Annotated in this window: 16 protein-coding genes; 8 read left to right on the forward strand and 8 right to left on the reverse strand. The window is 71.6% G+C overall.

Going from position 1 to position 17,350, the window contains the following annotated elements; all coding sequences use genetic code 11:
* Nucleotides 1-7: 7 nt before the first annotated feature.
* Nucleotides 8-835, reverse strand: coding sequence for a FadR/GntR family transcriptional regulator (locus tag ABZ396_RS23810; protein WP_358916894.1), 828 nt, complete (start codon nucleotides 833-835; stop codon nucleotides 8-10).
* 257 nt (nucleotides 836-1,092) lie between these two features.
* On the opposite strand from ABZ396_RS23810, the gene ABZ396_RS23815 reads away from it, so the two are divergent.
* Entirely contained in the window at nucleotides 1,093-1,416 is a 324-nt protein-coding gene (locus tag ABZ396_RS23815; RefSeq protein WP_358916896.1) for an L-rhamnose mutarotase, read from the forward strand.
* A 22-nt stretch (nucleotides 1,417-1,438) separates the two neighbouring features.
* On the opposite strand, the gene ABZ396_RS23820 is transcribed toward ABZ396_RS23815, so the two are convergent.
* The 3 genes from ABZ396_RS23820 to ABZ396_RS23830 form a co-directional block, all read right to left on the reverse strand.
* A complete protein-coding gene (locus ABZ396_RS23820) occupies nucleotides 1,439-3,583 on the reverse strand; it encodes an EAL domain-containing protein (protein ID WP_358916898.1) in 2,145 nt (714 codons plus the stop codon).
* Nucleotides 3,580-4,392, reverse strand: a complete 813-nt coding sequence (locus ABZ396_RS23825; protein WP_358916900.1) for an SAM-dependent methyltransferase — start codon at nucleotides 4,390-4,392, stop codon at nucleotides 3,580-3,582. The genes ABZ396_RS23820 and ABZ396_RS23825 overlap by 4 nt, the downstream gene beginning before the upstream one ends.
* A gap of 324 nt (nucleotides 4,393-4,716) precedes the next feature.
* Nucleotides 4,717-5,688, reverse strand: a complete 972-nt coding sequence (locus ABZ396_RS23830; RefSeq protein ID WP_358916902.1) for an SCO0930 family lipoprotein — start codon at nucleotides 5,686-5,688, stop codon at nucleotides 4,717-4,719.
* Between the two features lie 733 nt (nucleotides 5,689-6,421).
* Here ABZ396_RS23830 and ABZ396_RS23835 point away from each other — a divergent pair.
* The 3 genes from ABZ396_RS23835 to ABZ396_RS23845 all read left to right on the forward strand — a co-directional run bounded on the left by ABZ396_RS23835 (nucleotide 6,422) and on the right by ABZ396_RS23845 (nucleotide 8,231).
* Nucleotides 6,422-6,550, forward strand: a complete 129-nt coding sequence (locus tag ABZ396_RS23835) for a hypothetical protein (RefSeq protein ID WP_358916904.1) — start codon at nucleotides 6,422-6,424, stop codon at nucleotides 6,548-6,550.
* 30 nt (nucleotides 6,551-6,580) lie between these two features.
* Nucleotides 6,581-7,345 (forward strand): DUF4239 domain-containing protein, encoded by a 765-nt coding sequence (locus ABZ396_RS23840; protein ID WP_358916905.1) that lies wholly within the window; start codon nucleotides 6,581-6,583, stop codon nucleotides 7,343-7,345.
* A gap of 220 nt (nucleotides 7,346-7,565) precedes the next feature.
* Nucleotides 7,566-8,231, forward strand: coding sequence for a hypothetical protein (locus ABZ396_RS23845; protein WP_358916907.1), 666 nt, complete (start codon nucleotides 7,566-7,568; stop codon nucleotides 8,229-8,231).
* An 81-nt stretch (nucleotides 8,232-8,312) separates the two neighbouring features.
* Here the strand turns inward: ABZ396_RS23845 and ABZ396_RS23850 are convergent, their stop codons facing one another.
* On the reverse strand, nucleotides 8,313-8,618 hold the full coding sequence (locus ABZ396_RS23850; RefSeq protein WP_358916909.1) for a hypothetical protein: 306 nt from the start codon (nucleotides 8,616-8,618) through the stop codon (nucleotides 8,313-8,315).
* Between the two features lie 6 nt (nucleotides 8,619-8,624).
* Between ABZ396_RS23850 and ABZ396_RS23855 the strand changes: the two genes are divergently transcribed.
* Together ABZ396_RS23855 and ABZ396_RS23860 are read left to right on the forward strand one after the other, a co-directional pair.
* Entirely contained in the window at nucleotides 8,625-9,191 is a 567-nt protein-coding gene (locus ABZ396_RS23855; protein WP_358916911.1) for a hypothetical protein, read from the forward strand.
* Between the two features lie 344 nt (nucleotides 9,192-9,535).
* Entirely contained in the window at nucleotides 9,536-10,210 is a 675-nt protein-coding gene (locus ABZ396_RS23860) for a class F sortase (RefSeq protein ID WP_358916913.1), read from the forward strand.
* A gap of 54 nt (nucleotides 10,211-10,264) precedes the next feature.
* On the opposite strand, the gene ABZ396_RS23865 is transcribed toward ABZ396_RS23860, so the two are convergent.
* Nucleotides 10,265-11,098 (reverse strand): polysaccharide deacetylase family protein, encoded by an 834-nt coding sequence (locus ABZ396_RS23865; protein WP_358916915.1) that lies wholly within the window; start codon nucleotides 11,096-11,098, stop codon nucleotides 10,265-10,267.
* Nucleotides 11,099-11,247: 149 nt separating this feature from the next.
* Nucleotides 11,248-14,520 (reverse strand): bifunctional lysylphosphatidylglycerol synthetase/lysine--tRNA ligase LysX, encoded by a 3,273-nt coding sequence (lysX, locus tag ABZ396_RS23870; RefSeq protein WP_358916917.1) that lies wholly within the window; start codon nucleotides 14,518-14,520, stop codon nucleotides 11,248-11,250.
* Between the two features lie 88 nt (nucleotides 14,521-14,608).
* Here lysX and ABZ396_RS23875 point away from each other — a divergent pair, with 88 nt between their 5' ends.
* Complete coding sequence (locus ABZ396_RS23875) at nucleotides 14,609-15,064, forward strand: universal stress protein (protein ID WP_358916919.1); 456 nt, start codon at nucleotides 14,609-14,611, stop codon at nucleotides 15,062-15,064.
* Here the strand turns inward: ABZ396_RS23875 and ABZ396_RS23880 are convergent.
* Nucleotides 15,000-16,256 carry an MFS transporter gene (locus ABZ396_RS23880; protein WP_358916921.1) on the reverse strand — a complete coding sequence of 419 codons (1,257 nt, stop codon included), beginning with the start codon at nucleotides 16,254-16,256 and terminating at the stop codon, nucleotides 15,000-15,002. The two genes, ABZ396_RS23875 and ABZ396_RS23880, sit on opposite strands and share 65 nt — an antisense overlap.
* Before the next feature lie 103 nt (nucleotides 16,257-16,359).
* Here ABZ396_RS23880 and ABZ396_RS23885 point away from each other — a divergent pair, with 103 nt between their 5' ends.
* Nucleotides 16,360-17,310, forward strand: a complete 951-nt coding sequence (locus ABZ396_RS23885; RefSeq protein ID WP_358916923.1) for a LysR family transcriptional regulator — start codon at nucleotides 16,360-16,362, stop codon at nucleotides 17,308-17,310.
* Nucleotides 17,311-17,350: the final 40 nt, after the last annotated feature.

The following is a 17,350-nucleotide window of genomic DNA, read 5'->3' on the forward strand; positions in this document are numbered from 1 at the left end:
TGCCGGTTTACGACGCCGACGTCCGCGGGGGCAGCGAGGAGTCCCCGGGGCCGGTGTCCGCCGACGGCCGCGTGGACGCCCCGGGGGCGGCGCGGTCACCGAGGTTGAACAGCCGGTCACGGATCTTCCGCTCGAACTGGCTCTGCGTGGTGGCGATGTGCTCCACCATCAACTCGCTTGCGAGATCGGCCTCCCCCGCGGCGACCGCCTCGGCAATGGCGAGATGCTGGCGTGCTGCGACCTCCAGCGAGCCCGGGGCGTCGCCGTGGAAGAGCAGCACGTCGGACTGCGAGGCCAGACGCCGTACGCCGGCGACGCTCGACCTCAGGAAGACGTTGTGCGAGGCCGCGCCCACCGCGTCGTGGAAGGCCTCGTCGGCCCGGGCGAAGGCGTGCCCGTCCTGCTGCTGGGCCGCCGTCAGCGAACTGCGGGCGCCCTCGCGGATGGTGCGGACCTCGATGGGGGTGGCGAGGGTCGCGGCCCGGCGGGCGGTCTCCGACTCGATCACCGTGCGGTAGTCCAGGAGCATCAGGACGTCTTCCATGCTCGTCGGCCGGAAGTGCGCCAGATGGTCGTCCACCAGTCCGCCGGACGCCTCCGCGACGAAGATGCCCGCGCCCCGCCGTACGCTCAGCCGGCCGATGGCGGCCAGGACCTTGACCGCCTCACGGGTGACGTTGCGGGACGCGCCCAGGATCTCGGCCAGGCCCGCCTCCGTGGGGAGCCGGTCGCCCGGTCGCAGCTTCTGCCCGGCGATGTACTCCAGCAGCTGTTCCGCGACCAGTTCGTACCCTGGCCGGTAGGGACCGCCGGAGCCCGGTGACGGATCGGACACGGTGTACCCCTCCTCCGCGTTCGGATTAATCAGGTTCATCGGCGGTGGTCACTATGGCATCCGCGTCATGTGTAGGGAAGATGCCGAACAGAACTGGATTCCCGAGGCTGTTGAGGCGGCGGATAGCGCCCATAGGAGACATCTGTCCGAACCGTTGCGCGGGAAGGATCAGATCCTTAGGGTCCTGCCTGCCGGATGAAGCTGATCCATCCCGGCCCCGGAGCCGACCGGCCCCGTACCTGAGAGAGGTGAGCAGAATGCGTCGCTACGCGGCTGTCATCCGCCTGCGCCCGGAGAAGGAGGCGGAGTACCGCGCGCTGCACGCCGCCGCCTGGCCGGGCGTGCTCGCGGCCCTCAAGCGTGCCAACATCGGCAACTACTCGATCTTCCTGCGGGACGGACTGCTGTTCAGCTACCTGGAGTACACGGGCAGCGACTACGCCGCCGACACCGCGCAGATCGCAGCCGACCCGGTGACACGGGAGTGGTGGGCGCTGACCGACCCCTGTCAGCAGCCGCTGGACACCGTGGCCGAGGGCGAGTGGTGGGCCCCCGCCGAGGAGGTCTTCCACCTCGACTGAGGGCCCCCGAACGGACGCCGGGTCAGCCCGTCGCGTCCACCAGCGCCAGGTCGTGCAGTCGCTCCGGCGGGCCCGGACGGGCGTAGTACCAGCCCTGGGCGGTGTCGCAGCCCAGTATCCGGAGTTGTTCCGCCTGGGCCGCCGTCTCCACGCCCTCCACCGTGACCGCCAGGTCCAGGCTGTGGGCCAGGGAGACGATGCCCTCCACGATCTTGAGGTCGACCGGGTCCGCCGGGAACTGCTGCATGCTCTGGGTGAAGGAGCGGTCCAGTTTGAGGATGCTCACCGGCAGGCGGCGGAGGTTGGCGAGGTTGGAGTAGCCCGTGCCGAAGTCGTCCAGGGCGATGTCGACGCCCATCTCGGCGAGGCGCCGCAGCGGTTTCAGGAGGTCGTCGTCGGCGCCGATCAGGGCCGACTCGGTGACCTCCAGGCAGAGGGCGTCGGGGGCCACTCCGATCCGCTCCAGGATGTCCACCGTGTCCTGGACCAGACCGGGGTGGGTGAGCTGGCACGGGGACAGGTTGACGTTGATCCGCAGCGGGCCGGCGCTGGATTCCTCGCCGTAGCGTTCTCCCCATTCGCGGGCCTGGCGGACCGACTCCTCCAGGACCCAGCGGCCCAACGGGACGATCAGGCCGGTGTGTTCGGCGAGCGGGATGAACCGGTCCGGGCCGAGGACGCCGTGCTGCGGGTGCAGCCAGCGGACCAGGGCCTCGGCGCCTCGCACGCTGCCGTCGCCGAGGTGGACCAGCGGCTGGTACTCGATGAAGAACTCGTTCCGGTCCAGGGCCGCCGGGAGCGCGGTGGTCAGGCCGTGCCGGGTGATGGCCCGGGCGTCGGCCTCCGGGTCGGCCAGCTCGAAGCGGTTGCCGCCCGCCGACTTGGCCCGGTACATCGTGATGTCGGCGCTGCGCAGCACCTCGGCCGGGGTGCGCTCGCCCGCCGGGCCCTCGACGATGCCGATGGAGCCCCGGACCATGAGTTCGCGGCCGTCGACGCTGATCGGGGTGACGAGGGCGTTCATGATGCGATCGGCCAGCTCGTCCACCTCGCGCTGGGTGCCGGGGCCGGTGGTCAGCGCCACGAACTCGTCACCGCCGAGCCGGGCGACCATCTCGCCGGGCGCGGTCGCGCAGGACTGCAGCCGGTCGGCGACCTCCACCAGCAGCCGGTCGCCGGCCGAGTGGCCGAGACTGTCGTTGACGGTCTTGAAACCGTCCAGGTCGAGGTAGCACAGCCCGAAGCGCTGGCCCTCACCGGCGGCCAGGGCCTTCTCCAGTCGCTCGAAGAACAGCGTGCGGTTGGGCAGGCCGGTGAGCGCGTCATGGGTGGCCTCGTAGCGCAGCCGCAGATTGAGCAGCCGGCGCTCGGTGGTGTCCTCCATGAGGGCCAGCTGGTACTGCGGGTCGCCGTCCGCGTCTCGGAGGAGGGAGACGGTCAGGTTGGTCCACAGGACCGTTCCGTCGGAGCGGTTGAAGGCCTTCTCGACGTGGTAGTGCTCGCGGTCGCCGCGCACCAGCTCCTCGTAGAGCCGCCAGGTCTGGGGCGCGTCCTCGGGATGCGCCCACTCCATGACCTTGCGGCCGCGCACGGCCTGCTCGGAGCCGCCGAACATGCGCAGCAGCGCACCGTTGACCTGGAGGACGTTGCCCTCCAGATCGGCGATGCCGATTCCTATCGCCGCGCCCTCGAAGACGGCGCGGAAGCGGGCCTCGCTGGCATGCAGCGCCTGCGCGACCACGCCCTGGGCACGCAACGCGGCCTGCGCGATGGCCTCCTGCTCGGCCAGCGTGCGCTCGCGCAGCGCCTGGGCGAAGCCTGCGGCCATCGCGTGCTGGATCCGCGAGGAACGCATCCGCAGCTCGTCCTGGGGGCCGTCCGCACCGCAGTACAGGACCAGGTAGGCGTCGACGCAGTCAAGGGTGCGGGTGAGCGCCTCGGGGTCGGTGCAGTGCGCGTCGACCAGCGCGGCCCCCACCTGCCGGGCCTCCTCGGCCTCGAAGCCGTGCGCCAGCAGCACCTCGCTCAACCGGCGGGCCAGCGGGAGGAGTTGCTCCTCGAACTCCGGACGGGTCAGGGACGTCGAGGTCACCGGGAACACCGCCCGGCTCCAGATCGTCGCGAACCGGCGCAGTCTGTCCTCCGGTCCGTCCGGCTCCGCCATCACGCCGCGATCCCCACGCCGGCGAATCCGGAGAAGGCATACGGATCCTCGTCCTCCGGCGCCGACTCCGGCCGCCAGTGCGGCATCGGCACCAGTCCGGGTTCCACCATGTCGTACCCCTCGAAGAACCTTGCGATCTCGTCCCGCGAGCGCATGATGAGCGGGTTGCGAATGTCCTTGTATACGTCCACCGCGCCCTCGGCCCGCTCGGGTGACAGCGGGATTCCCTCGTACGAGGCATGGGTGAGGATCAACAGGCTGCCGGGCGCGAGTGCTTCGCGCAGTTGTGCCACTGTCCCGTACGGGTCGTCCGCGTCTTCCACGAAGTGCAGTATGGCAACGAGGAGCAAGGCGACTGGCCGATTCAAGTCGATGAGGCGCCCGACCTGAGGGCTCGACAGGATCTCCTGGGGCTTGCGGAGGTCGGCGGCGACCACGTCCGCCTGCTCGTTGCCCGCGAGCACGGCTTCGCTGTGGGCCACGGCCACCGGGTCGTGGTCGACGTACACCACGTGGGCGCCGGGGTGCGCCGTCTGCGCCACCTCGTGGACGTTGCCGAAGGTGGGGATGCCGGAGCCGATGTCCAGGAACTGCTGGATGCCGGCGCCCACGGCGTAGCGCACGGCGCGGCGCATGAAGGCGCGGTTGGCCTGCATGACCTTGGGCAGGCCCGGCAGGTACCTCATCGCCTTGCGGGCCGCTTCCCGGTCGACCTCGAAATTGTGCGAACCGCCCAGGTAGTAGTCGTAGATACGCGAAACGCTCGGCACCGAGATGTCGATGCTCCGTGGGGCCCAGGCGGGACGCTCCATGTATCTCTCCAAGGCTGAGGCGATCCGGTGTTCGAGCAGAGGCTACTGATCGCCCGCGAACAGGGCGAGCGGAAACGGAAATTGACCGTCCGTTCCCGGTCACTGCCTGGGAATTCGGTGTGCGCTTTGGGGGTGTTGGGGTATTCCGCCGGATGCGGGTGCATTGCAAAGCACAGGAGCCCGCCCCCTCCGTGCGGTGTGGAGGGGGCGGGCGGTCGTGCGCCGTTGTGCTGTCGTCCGGGACTCTCGCCGGCCGCTGCCCTCCCTCCCGCGATGCGCGAATGTGGACTTGGGCGGGGCGATCAACCCTGGGGAGGTGATCCCTTACTGGCTCGGCGCGCCGACCAGCTTTCCTGCGGGCGAGACGGCGTACCAAGTGCCGCCGACACCTTGACCGTTGGTGTCTCCGGCCTTCGCGTCACCGGAGAAGGTGTAGATCGGCCAGCAGTTGACCGTCATCTGCTTCTGGCCGTTGTCGGACCGGGTGAAGCCCATCAGGCCCTTCTTCTCGATGCCCTTGGTGTCGTTCGCGGCGACCTCGGTGACAGCCGGCCACTTCGTCAGGCACTCGCCGGTGCAGTTGGAGACGGACTTGGGCCATGCCTTGTCCTTGATGAAGCGGTAGACCGTCATGCCGTTCTTGTCGACGACGATGTCACCGAGCTTGGCGTCCTTGCGGACGGACAGGCCGGGCAGGTCGGCCAGGGTGGCCTTCTTGCCGTCGGGGGCCAGGGCGAACCACTTGCCGCCCACGCCCTGGCCGTTCACGTCACCGGCGTTGACGTCCTTGGCGTAGCGGTACACCGGCCAGCCGCCGACGGTCAGCTGCTTGGTGCCGTCGGTGCGGGTGACCTCGCCCAGCAGCGCCTTGTCGATGCCCTCGCCGGCCGCGGCGTCGGCGGCGGGCACCGGCGGCCAGGTGATGGCGCAGTCGCCGTCACAGTTCGACTTGGGGGGATTGGCGGTGTCCGCGTCGAAACGGTAGAGGGTGAGGCCGCCGCCGTCGGTCAGCACCTTGCCCAGATCGGGGTTGCCGGCGACGGTCAGTTTGCCCGCGGGCTGGACCGTGGCAGGAGAACCGGAGGCCTGACTGCCGTCCGCGCCGTAACCGTTGCCCGCACCGGTGGAGGGGCTGGTCACACTGCCCACGCTGCCGACACCGGCCGGGGCCGTGGCACCCACGTTCTGGGCCGCCGAGGACGGAGTGGTCACATTGTCCTGACCGCATCCCGTCGTCAATGCCAGCACGCCCGCGGCCGTGGCCACCAGTGAGGCGCTCCTCCAGGAGCTCTTCATCTTCAACTCCCCATAATCGCCTGGATATTGCAGCGCCTGTGCGCCGCCGCACGACACCAGGTACGGATGCCGGGGGCCGGAGTGTTCAACCGCCGCACGGAATTCTTTCGGATCGCTGTGCGCTCGGTTCGCATCCCGCACGGGCGTACGCTTCGAGCCACTCAACGGGCCATGTGATTCAAACCGATTTACGCCAACTGTCCCCCGTTAGGGCCAATTCCTCCGCACTCCGGCGTACGACGGCACCCGACGCCACATGATCTCGGTCGTGCATGCACCCGAAGCGACCCGACTCGCGCCCGTCCCAAGGGTTTTGGCTCTGCTGACACTCACGTGGACCCTGGTGGGCTGCCCGGTCGGCACGGCGTCGGCCGACGCCTGCGCCTACGCCTCGACGGGCCCCGACGGCATTCAAGCGGTGGCCGTCGCCGGCGGCTCCTGGCCCACTCCCCCGCCCTGCCCGCCCCCCACACCGACGCCCTGCCCACCACCGACGCCCACGCCCAGCCCCACTCCGACGCCCCCACCGACTCCGAAGCCGACCCCCACGCCCAAGCCCACACCGAAGCCGCCGCGGACCACCCCGCCGGCCCCGGCACCACCGCCGCCACCCCGGCGGGCGCCGGCCCCCCAGCCCACGCCCACCCCGCCACCGCCTCCACAGCCCAAGCCGAGGCCGACGCCCACCCCGCCACCGCCACCGAAGCCCACCCCGCGGCCCTCACCGACCCCGGTGACCTACCCGCCCCACCGCATCCAGTCGACCGGCACGACGGCCCCGAACCGCACTTCCACGGTCACCTACGTCCTGCTCATCGCCGTACCCGCGATCATCGCCGTCGCCGCGTTCCGTGCGCGCTGACGTCGGCCCACTGCTTCCTGGAGGCTTCCGTTGCCGGATTGGCTTGTTCTCGTCCTCGCGATGCTCGCGGCCTGTGCCGTGGTGGTCGTCATCACCCTCGTACGGCACAAGACGGCGGGGGAGGACGAGGATCCCTCCGAGACGCCGGACGTCATCGAGTACATGACCATGTGGATCGGCGTCATCTACGCCATCGTCCTCGGCCTGGCGGTGGCCGGGGTGTGGGAGGCCCGCAGTGCCGCCGAGGACCATGTGCAGGCGGAGGCGCAGGCGCTGCACGAGATCTATGAACGGGTACGGGTGTATCCGCCCGACGTCCGTGACCGGATCCGGGCGGACGTCGACACCTACGCCCGGCAGGTCGTCGACAAGGAATGGAAGGAGATGGCCGACCGCGGCCGTCTCACCCAGCGCGGCGCCGATCTGCTCGCGACGATCCGTCAGGACGTCACCGACTACCAGCCGAAGACCGACTTCCAGGCGCAGGCCTACCAGCCGCTGGTGGACCAGGTGGCCGCTCTGGACCAGTCGCGCAGCGCCCGGGCCGACTCGACCGGGGCGACCATGCCGAACGTGGTGTGGTTCGGGCTGCTGACCGGAGCCGTGGTCACCGTCGGCATGGTCTTCGCGCTGCAGATCAGGCGCACCCGGCGCGAACTGATCCTGGCGGGGCTGTTCTCCGCGACCATCGCCTTCATGCTGTTCCTGATCTGGGACTTCGACGAACCCTACAGCCGGGGCATCACAGCGACGGCACAGCCCTTCCTGAACCTCTTCCCGCACATCAGGGGTTAGGGCTCCCGGACGCCGGGGCCATCCATGGGGACATCACGCCGCGCGGATGTCCCCCGGGTGCCGTATCCACATCCCCCGGTCGGCCCCCTCGCTTCCCCCGTTCGCGCGACTGCGTTCGCGCGCGTGTACGGATGTTCCTAGCGTTCCGATCACCGAGGTGCATTTCCAGCACGAGCGGAACAGATCCGCGGGCAGCTCCTCGGGGACCGGAGGAACCACCGTGCACGCGATACGCGTCGCTTCGGCCGCACTGCTCGGCGTCGGCGCCCTCGTCCTCGGCGCCCCGGCCGCCCTCACGGACGACAACGGCGACGGGGGCCGGGCCGGCGGCCGGGACACCTCCTTCGGCTTCCACGTCACGCCGTCCACCGTCTCGGCCGGCAGCCGGGTCAGCCTGCAACTGAACCGCGGTGACGGTTGCCGGGGCGCCGCGACGGTCACCTCGGACGTGTTCGGCACGGTCCGGATCCCGGCGGGACGGGACTCGGTGACGGCCACGGTCGACCGGCACGCGAGATCACAGACCTCGTACCGGGTGACGTGCGACTGCGACGGCACGAGGGGGTCGGCCCAACTCAGCATCGCCGGCAGCCATTCGGACGGGCAGGGCGACAGCGGTACGGACGGGGCCGCCGACGGGCGCACGGACGGCCGTACCGGCGGCGGGACCGACGGGCAATCGGACAGCGGCACCGACGGACGTGAGGAACTCAATCCGCAGCCCCTCCCGCCCGAGCGCGGTGTGCGGGCCGGTGCGGGCGGCAGCATCGGCGGGTTCGACCTGAAGGAGATCGGCCTCGGCGCGGCGCTCGTCGTGGGCTCGGTCGGCACGGCGTACCGCCTCGCACGCCGACGGGCCGGTGAGAGCGGCGAGGGCGGCACCTGATCACCTCCCGGCCCGCCGCTCGACCGCGCGGGTCTCCGCCCCGGCCCCGCGCGCGGGAGGGGCGAAGACGGCCCGCACGGGTCAGAACCGCTTCTCGTGCCGACGGCGGAGCCAGAAACCGCAGCCGGCGAGCACGGCCGTGCCCACCAGTCCACCGCCGATCGCCATGTCGGCCGGGGTGGCCCCGCTGGAGACGCTGCCGCCGACGCCGCCCCTGACCCCGCCGATCACGAAGAACGCGGACGGCCGGGTGAAGGTCCGGCCGTCGCAGCGGACGGTCAGGTCGTACGGGCCGGGGCGGGCGTCCCGTTCGATGGTGGCGACACCGCGCGCCATGTCTCCGCCGAACGGGAAAAGCGAGGTCGTCCGGAAGGCGCGGGAGGTCATCTCACCGTGGCGGCAGTCGTCGACGGTGACGGTGAGGCGGGCACGGCTCGTGATCGCCCTGGGCTGGGCGATGATGTCGCGCGCCCCTTCGCCCCGGCCGCCGAAGTCGTCGAAGTCGTCGAAGCGCCCGTCGTCACCCCGGCCGCCGAAGTCGTCGAAGCGCCCGTCGTCACCCCGGCCACGGAACTCGTCCCGGCCCCGGTCACGGAACTCGTCCCGGCCCCGGTCACGGAACTCGTCCCGGCCCCGGCCACGGAACTCGTCCCGGCCCCGGCCACGGAACTCGTCCCGGCCCCGGTCACCGCGACCGTCCCCGCCCCGGCCGAATCCGCCTACGCCGAACCCGGGGACGCCTACTCCGGGGGCGACGCCGACCCCAGGGGCGACACCGACCCCAGGGGCGACACCGACCCCAGGGGCGACACCGGTCCCGGGGGCGACGCCGGTCCCACCGACGACCGGCGCTTGGGTATTGGCCGGGCCGCCCCCGTTGCCCATGCCGTCCGCGGCGGCCATGGGGGCGGCAGCTCCGAGAACGGCGACCACTGTGCACGCTGCCGCAAGGGCACGTGAGTTTCGCATCTCTTCCTCCGCGGAAGGCGCCCCGGGAACCGTCCCCGGTCGATCGGCGAGAAAGCACCTCCCGAATAGACCCTCAGATGCTGGGAACACGCCCGCATTTCGAGAATGGTCCGTCCTGGTGAGGGGACACGCCGAGGGAAAAGCACACAATCGGATATTGCCGCAGGTCACGGACCGTCAGAAAAATCCTGAGAACGGCAACTCGGATGGCGCACCGGAACGCGCGCGGACCACCCGTTCGCCCGTCGCCCCGTCGCCGCTCGCGCGCGCGGGACTTAGCGTTTTCCCATGCGCGATACGGACATCGCGGCGGCCGCGTCGAGAGGGGATGGCGAATGTCTGCGTCCGAACTTTCCGAGCTGGCCGAAGAGGAGGAGCGGCGGAGGAAGCGTGCCCCCTGGGGCGTGATAGCGCTTGTTCTGCTGACCGGTCTGGCGCTCATCCGCAACGGCTCGGGAGAGTTCGACGTCGGTCCGCCGCAGCCGGCCTCGGCCGCCGCCGCGGACAGCCGTAGCACGGTCCCGGACACCTTCGCCACCGCGCCCGCCTCGCTGCCGTTCTCGGCGGCGAACCGCATCAGGATCCCCGCGATCCGGGTCGACGCACCCGTGATGTCGGTGGGTCTGGACGCGGACGGCTGGGTCGGGGCACCGCCGCCGGACGACCCGAACCTGGCCGGCTGGTTCACCGGGGGCGTCTCGCCCGGCGAAACGGGCACGTCCGTGATCGTCGGCCATGTCGACAACGCGAAGGGCCCTGCGGTGTTCTACGGTCTCGGATCCCTGAAGAAGGGCAACCGGGTCGAGATCGACCGCACCGACGGAAAGACGGCGGTGTTCGAGATCTACGGCATCGAGGTCTTCGCGAAGGCCGATTTCCCCGGCGACCGGGTCTACGGTTCCAAGGGCACGCCGGAGTTGCGGGTCATCACCTGCGGCGGCGGTTTCTCGAAGCAGAACGGCTACGACGGGAACGTCGTGGTCTTCGCCCGCCTGGTCGAGGCCCGCTGAGGCGGCCCAGCCGGGCGGGCGATGGCCCGTTCGCGGCAACGGGCCGAATCCGGTTCAGGTCCGGCGGCCCGGCACGGTCAGGTGGTAGCCGTTGTCCAGCAGATAGGGCAGATACTCCCGAAGGGCCTTGACGCTCTGCGAGCGGTCACCCCCGGCGTCGTGCGAGAGGACCACGACGCCGGGCGCGGCGCCCTCCTCGATCGTGTCGACGATGGTGCGGGTGCCCGGGGTCGTCCAGTCGGTGCTGTCCACCGTCCAGGCCATGGGCTCCATGCCCATCTCGGCGCCGAGTTGGAAGGCCGCGCGGTTCCAGGCGCCGTACGGGGCGCGAAACCACTGGGGGCGCTCGCCGTAGGTGTCCTCGATGACGTCACTCGTGCTCTCCATCTCGTCCCGGATCTCACGGCGTTTCATGGCGGTCAGCAGCGGATGCGTCCAGGTGTGATTGCCCACGACATGGCCCTCGGCGGCCATGCGCGCCACCAGCTCCCGGTTCTCGACGATGCACTCCCCGCACAGGAAGAACATCGCGCGCACGTCGTACTTGGCGAGGGTGTCCAGGATGTGCGGGGTGTAGAGCGGGTTGGGCCCGTCGTCGAAGGTGAGCATCATGCGCCTGCCGCGTCCGGAGATCCGCAGGATGGGTTCCTTGCGGACCTTGAGGCTGCGCGGCACGGTGGACGGCGGGCCGTATCCGGTGAGCGGCTGGAGCCGGAAGGCGGAGGACTTGAGCGCCTGGCGGGGCGGCGGTCCGGGGGCCGGGCCCACGGTGCCCGCCGCTTTCTCGCCGCCGCTCGCCAGCACGATTCCCGCGGTGCCCGCGGCCCCCACAGCGGCGGCGCCGGCGAGCAGCAGCCGGCGCCGGGTGAACAACTGATCCTTCTCCATGACTCATCAGTCGCCCGGCCGGGCTTGGGCGCACCACTAAGACACCGGTGCGGCGGTGCGAAAACACCCGCACGGACCAGCGAACGGACGTTACGGAAAGAAACGGTCAAGTACGCGGAAGCGGCGGCGAGTCCCGGACCAGGGGGGCCTCAGCGGCGGCGGACCAGCGGGAAGGGCAGCGTCTCCCGGATCGTCATACCGGTGAGGAACATGACCAGCCGGTCGACGCCGATGCCGAGCCCGCCGGTGGGCGGCATCGCGTATTCGAGGGCGTCGAGGAAGTCCTCGTCGAGCTCCATCGCCTCGGGGTCCCCGCCGGCGACGAGCAGCGACTGGGCGGTCAGCCGGCGGCGCTGTTCGACGGGGTCGGTCAGCTCGGAGTAGGCGGTGCCGAGTTCGGTGCCGAAGGCCACCAGGTCCCAGCGTTCGGCGAGCCGCGGGTCGGTGCGGTGCTGCCGGGCGAGCGGGGAGACGTTGGTCGGGAAGTCCTTGTAGAAGGTGGGCAGCTGGGTCCGCTCCTCCACGAGCCGCTCGTACATCTCCAGGACGATGTCCCCGGGCCCGTCGTCGGCGGTGTACGGCACCCCGGTCCGGTCGCAGTGGCGGTGCAGCCGCAGCAGTTCGGTGCCGGGGCCGATCTCCTCATCCAGCGCCTCGGAGATCGCCCCGTACACGGTCTTGACCGGCCAGCTGCCCGAGATGTCGTACTCCCGCCCGTCCCTGCGGGCCACCGGCGAGCCGAAGGCGGTGCTCGCGGCGCCCTGGATCAGTTCGCGGGCGAGGTCGAGCATCACGTCGTAGTCGGCGTACGCCTGGTAGGCCTCCAGCATCGTGAACTCGGGGTTGTGCTTGTAGGAGACGCCCTCGTTGCGGAAGGTGCGGCCGAGTTCGAAGACCTTGTCCAGGCCGCCGACGCACAGCCGCTTCAGATAGAGCTCGGGGGCGATGCGCAGGTGGAGGTCGAGGTCGTAGGCGTTGATGTGGGTGGTGAACGGGCGGGCGTTGGCGCCGCCGTGGATCTGCTGGAGCATCGGGGTCTCGACCTCCAGGTAGCCGCGGTCGAGGAGGCCCTGGCGCAGGGCTTGTACCCCGGTGGAGCGGGCGCGCACGACGGCTCGGGCGGCGGGGCTGGTGGCGAGGTCGAGGTAGCGGCGGCGGACCCTGGCCTCGGGGTCGGCGAGGCCCCGGTGTTTGTCGGGCAGGGGCCGCAGGCACTTGGCGGTGAGCTGCCAGTCGGTGACGAAGACGGTGGGCTCGCCCTTGTCGCTGCGGCCCGCCCGGCCGGTGGCGGTGATCTGGTCGCCGATGTCGGTGTCGGCGGTGAAGCGGCCCATTGCGGGGCCCGACTCGGCCCGGGTGAGGGCGAGTTGGCGGTCGCCGGACCAGTCGCGCAGGGTCACGAAGACGATGCCCCCGAAGTCGCGGACCAGCATGATCCGCCCGGCGACGGTGACCGTCTCGCCGTCGCGGACGTCGGCGAGGGCGCGGGTGGGCCGTACGGTCGCCACCGGGTAGGGGTCGACGCCCGCCGCCCGCAGCCGGTCCAGTTTCTGACGGCGGACGCGGAACTGGTCCGGCAGGCCCGCGTCCGGTGCGCCGGGCCCGGCCTCGTCCCCTCCGTCGAGACCGGGCACCGGTGAGGACTGCGGCGCCTCGACGGGCCGCGGTCCGGTCCTCGGGTGCCCCCTTCCCCAGAGTTTGCGCAAGGACGGTACGGACACGAAGCCTTCGGCGATTCCGGAGGCAAGGCCGATACGGGCGAGGGAGGCCGTCTCGCCGTAGCAGATGAAGCGCGGGTACCACTCGGGGTGGTACTTGGCGTTGGAGCGGTACAGGGCCTCCAGTTGCCACCAGCGGGAGAAGAACAGCAGCAGCCGGCGCCACAGGCGCAGCACCGGTCCGGCACCGACGCGGGCGCCCTCCTCGAAGACCGAGCGGAAGGCGGCGAAGTTCAACGAGACGCGGCGGACGCCCAGTTTGGGGGCGGCCGCGCACAGGTCGGCGACCATGAACTCCACGACCCCGTTGGGGGCGGCGCGGTCACGGCGCATCAGGTCGAGGGAGATTCCGTCGCCGCCCCAGGGCACGAAGGAGAGCAGGGCGAGCAGCCGGCCGTCCTCGGAGAGGGCCTCGACGAGCAGGCAGTCGCCGTCGGCGGGGTCGCCGAGCCGGTCCAGGGCCATGGAGAAGCCGCGCTCGGTCTCGGTGTCGCGCCAGGCGTCGGCCTTGTCGACGGCCTCCTCCATCTCCGCCTCGCTGAGGGTGGCGTGCCGGCGCACACGGGTGGTGGCGCCGGTGCGCCGGACCCGGTTGACGGCCTGCCGGGTGACCCTCATCTCCCGGCCGCCCAGGTCGAAGCCGGCGACGTGCAGGATCGCCTCGTCGCCGAGTTGCAGAGCGCCGAGCCCGGCACGGACGTAGGCCTTGGCGCCGTCCTCGGAGGCGCCCATCACCGCGGGGACCCAGGCGTGCCGGCGGGCCACGTCGAGCCAGGCGGCGACGGCGTGCGGCCAGGCCTCCGGGTCGCCGACGGGGTCGCCGCTGGCCAGACAGACGCCGGCCTCGACCCGGTAGGTGACGGCGGCCTTGCCGCTGGGCGAGAAGACCGCGGCCTTGTCACGCCGGGTGGCGAAGTAGCCGAGGGAGTCCCGGTCGCCGTAGGCCTTGAGGAGGGCGCGGATGCGAGCCTCCTCGTCGCCGTGCAGGGCGGCTTCCAGGCGCTGTGAACGGAACAGGGTGGCGGCGGCGTTGAGCAGGGCGAGGGCGCCGAAGAGGCCGAGGAGGAAGGCGACGAATCGGGGCGGATGGCCGCCGTAGCTGCCGCCGGAGACCAGGCCGCCGCAGACCCGGTCGGCCGCCCAGGCCAGGTGCTGACCGTGCGGGAGCGAGCCGGGGAAGAGCGAGACCAGGCCCCAGCCGGCCAGGATCGCCACGAGCAGGCCGACGAGCAGTACGGCGAGGGCCCGGCGTACGGCGGCCCGGCGGGAGGCGGCGTAGAACTCCCGCCTGGCCGCGATCAGCAGGGCCAGGGCGAGGGCGCACACCAGCAGTGAGCTGAAGGGGTCCCAGTCGAAGCCGAAGACGACCGTCAGGATGTCCGCCAGCACCAGCAGGCCGAGGTAGGTCACCACCAGCCACCAGGCGACCTTCTTGCGGGCGGCGGTGGCGCCGCCGAGCAGGAACAGGAAGACGGCGTAGGCCAGGTTGGGACTGACGGGCACCACGACGGCGTCGAGGAAGTGCACGACCGGGCGGAGCAGCACACGCAGCGGGGCGATGAAGGAGAGCAGGGCGCACAGCAGGGCGAGGGCAGCGAAGAAGGTTCCGAAGGCCTCCGGCACCCAGGTCAGCCGCCCGCCGCCGGGCGGGCGCGGCGGGCCCGCGGTCTCCTTCCCCGGTGCGGGCTCGACGGCGGCACTCATGTTCCGACTGTAGGAAGGCCCTGCCCGGCTCGCCCGTCGAGTGACCCCGGGTACCTGGGGGACCCGCGATCTCCGATAGCCTCGGACCGTGGCGGAACAACACCAGTTCGAGCGGGGCACGGACGGCCCCAAGGTCATCGTGGTCGGTGTGGACGGCTCGGACTCCTCGTGGCGCGCGGCCTCCTACGCCGGTGGTCTGGCCCGGCGGCAGCACGCGCTGCTCGCCGTGGTGTACGTGCAGCCGGTCCTGGCGGCCGGAGCGGCGCTCGGGGCGCCGGTGGCGGAGACGACCGACGAGATCGCGGAGGAACTGGTCGCCCAGGTCAGGGAGGCGACCGAGCGGCTCAAGGGGATATTCGAGGTGCGCTGGGAGTTCCACACCTTCCGCGGGGATGCCTACAGCGGCCTGGTGAAGGCGGCCGACGAACTGAAGGCGGACGCGGTGGTGGTGGGCGCCTCAGAGCAGGCCGGTCACCGGTTCATCGGCTCGGTGGCGATCCGCCTGGTGAAGGCGGGACGGTGGCCGGTGACGGTCGTACCGTAGCCGCCTTCCGGGGCTCCCTGAGGAGTAGGACCGGGGTCGCCATGAGCAGGACACCGGCCACGGCGATGGCGGTGCGGGGGCCGGTGAGGCCGGCCAGCAGGCCCCACAAGGCGGTGAGCGCGGCCGTGGTGGCCTTGCCGGTGATCGACCAGGCGGACAGGGTGCGGGCGACCCGGTCGTTGGGGGTGCACTCCAGGCGGCGGGTGGCGTACAGCGGGCTGTAGACGCCCGAGCAGGTGATCACCCCGAACTCCAGGATCATCACCAGTAGCAGGCCGGGAAGCCCGGGCCGGACGAAGGCCAGCCCGAGGGGCCAGACGGTGCGAAGGGTGGCCGCGGTGCGCAACATCCGCCGCTGTCCGTAGCGGGCCGCCAGCGGGCGGGCCATCCGTGAGCCGAGGAGGCCGCCCAGGCAGGGCACGGCGAAAGCGAGGCCGTACTGCCAGGGGGCGAAGCCGAGCGGGCCGAGCATGAGGACGGCCAGCGGCGGCGCGGCGACCATGATCAGGGCGTTGCCGGCGAGGTTGTTGAAGAACAGCGGCCGAAGCTCCGGGCTGCCGAGGATGTGCCGCCAGCCGTCGAGCAGGTCGGCGGCGCGCAGGCGCTCCGAGGTCGTGCGCCGGGGGCGGGGCTCGCCGCCGCCGACGGCCCGGATGCCGAACGCCGACAGCAGGAAGCTGACGGCGTTCGCCACCACCGTGGTGACCGGGCCGAACACGCCGATCGCGGCACCCCCGAGCGGCGGTCCGAGGACCAGCGCGGTCCAGTTCGAGGACTCGAACCGCGCGTTCGCGGTGAGCAGACGGTCCGCGGGTACGAGGCTCTTCAGGAAGGCGCCGGAGGCCGCGTTGAAGGTGATGTCGGCCGCTGCCACGAGCACCGAGACCAGCAGCAGCTGACCGAGGCCGAGCCCGCCGAGCGCGTAGGCGGCGGGGACGGTCAGCAGCGCGGCGAACCGGACCAGGTCCATCGCCATCATCACCGGCCGCTTGCACCGGAACTCCACCCACGGCCCCAGCGGCACCGCCGCGACCGCGCCCACGGCGGGCCCGGTCGCGGCGAGCAGCGCCACCTCGGCGGGCCCGGCCTGCAGCGCGATGACCGCGATCACCGAGAACGCGTCGAAGGCGAGAAAGGTGCCGAGCGCACTCACCGAGTACGCGGCCCACAGCCACCCGAACCGCCGCCCCATGCACAACCTCCCGTTGCCCCGGGACATGAAAACGTGCAGGTGGCCGCCGAATCAAACAACTCATGGGCCACCTGCCACAACCAGCGGTTGTACGGTGGCGGGCGTGGACCTCAGAGCCGTACGCACCTTCGTCGCGGTCGCCGACTCGGGACAGTTCCAGGAAGCCGCCGCGGTGCTGGCGGTCACCCAGCAGGCCGTCTCCAAGCGGATCGCGACGCTGGAGAAGGAACTGGGGGTGCGGCTGTTCACCCGTACCGCCCGGGGCGCCGACCTGACCGCCGACGGCCGGACCTTTCTGCCGCACGCCCGCGAGCTACTGCTGGCCGAGGAGCGCGCGACCGCCTCCGTCCGGTCCGGGCGGCGCGCCCTGCGGGTCGATGTGATCGGCGCGCGGCTCGCCCCGGCGGCGCTGCTGCGCGGCTTCCACGAGGCCCACCCGGAGATCGCCCTGGACGTCGTCACGCTCTTCGACGTGGACTCGGCGCTCACCGCACTGCGCTCCGGTGCGATCGACGCGTCCTTCCGTGCCGTCGCCATGCCCGGCCGGCCACTGCCCAGGGGCGTCGAGGCGGCCCGTGTGTACGACGAGCCGGTGCAGCTGCTCACCGGCCCGGGGCACGCCCTGGCCGGCCGCCGCTCGGTCTCGCCCGGGGAGCTGGCCGGGCACCGGATCTGGATGCCGGGCCTCGTGGACGGCACCGAGTGGGCCGCCTACTACGCCTCCCTCGCCGCCGAGTTCGGCCTCACCATCGACTCCTCGGGCCCCAACTTCACCGGGGCGGTGCAGGAGGCGGTCGCCGGCTCCGACACCCTGGCGACGCTGGTCGGTGAGCAGACCCGGCTGGTCTGGCCGGCCGGCTACGACCTGCGCCGTATCCCGCTGCTCGACCCGACCCCCGTCTACCCGCACTCCCTGTTGTGGGCGGCCGCCAACCCGCACCCGGCGCTCGTCGCCCTGCGTGCCCGTCTCGACGGCACCCGGCCGCCCCGCCCGGCGGCCCGGACCTGGGTGCCCGGCTGGGCCGGGAGCGTGCGTGGCGTCTTCCGTCCGTGACGCCCCTGAGCCATCATGATCCGCCGTCAGCCGTTCGCGA

Source organism: Streptomyces sp. NPDC005866 (assembly GCF_040629895.1).
Classification (GTDB): Bacteria; Actinomycetota; Actinomycetes; order Streptomycetales; family Streptomycetaceae; genus Streptomyces.

Excerpts from the sequence above, each read along its gene's own strand:
- lysX (WP_358916917.1), bottom strand. The coding sequence starts at position 14,520 with ATGAGTGCCGCCGTCGAGCCCGCACCGGGGAAGGAGACCGCGGGCCCG.
- ABZ396_RS23825 (WP_358916900.1), bottom strand. The coding sequence starts at position 4,392 with ATGGAGCGTCCCGCCTGGGCCCCACGGAGCATCGACATCTCGGTGCCG.
- ABZ396_RS23880 (WP_358916921.1), bottom strand. The coding sequence starts at position 16,256 with ATGGGGCGGCGGTTCGGGTGGCTGTGGGCCGCGTACTCGGTGAGTGCG.
- ABZ396_RS23830 (WP_358916902.1), bottom strand. The coding sequence starts at position 5,688 with ATGAAGAGCTCCTGGAGGAGCGCCTCACTGGTGGCCACGGCCGCGGGC.
- ABZ396_RS23865 (WP_358916915.1), bottom strand. The coding sequence starts at position 11,098 with ATGGAGAAGGATCAGTTGTTCACCCGGCGCCGGCTGCTGCTCGCCGGC.
- ABZ396_RS23860 (WP_358916913.1), top strand. The coding sequence starts at position 9,536 with ATGTCTGCGTCCGAACTTTCCGAGCTGGCCGAAGAGGAGGAGCGGCGG.
- ABZ396_RS23850 (WP_358916909.1), bottom strand. The coding sequence starts at position 8,618 with ATGACCTCCCGCGCCTTCCGGACGACCTCGCTTTTCCCGTTCGGCGGA.
- ABZ396_RS23815 (WP_358916896.1), top strand. The coding sequence starts at position 1,093 with ATGCGTCGCTACGCGGCTGTCATCCGCCTGCGCCCGGAGAAGGAGGCG.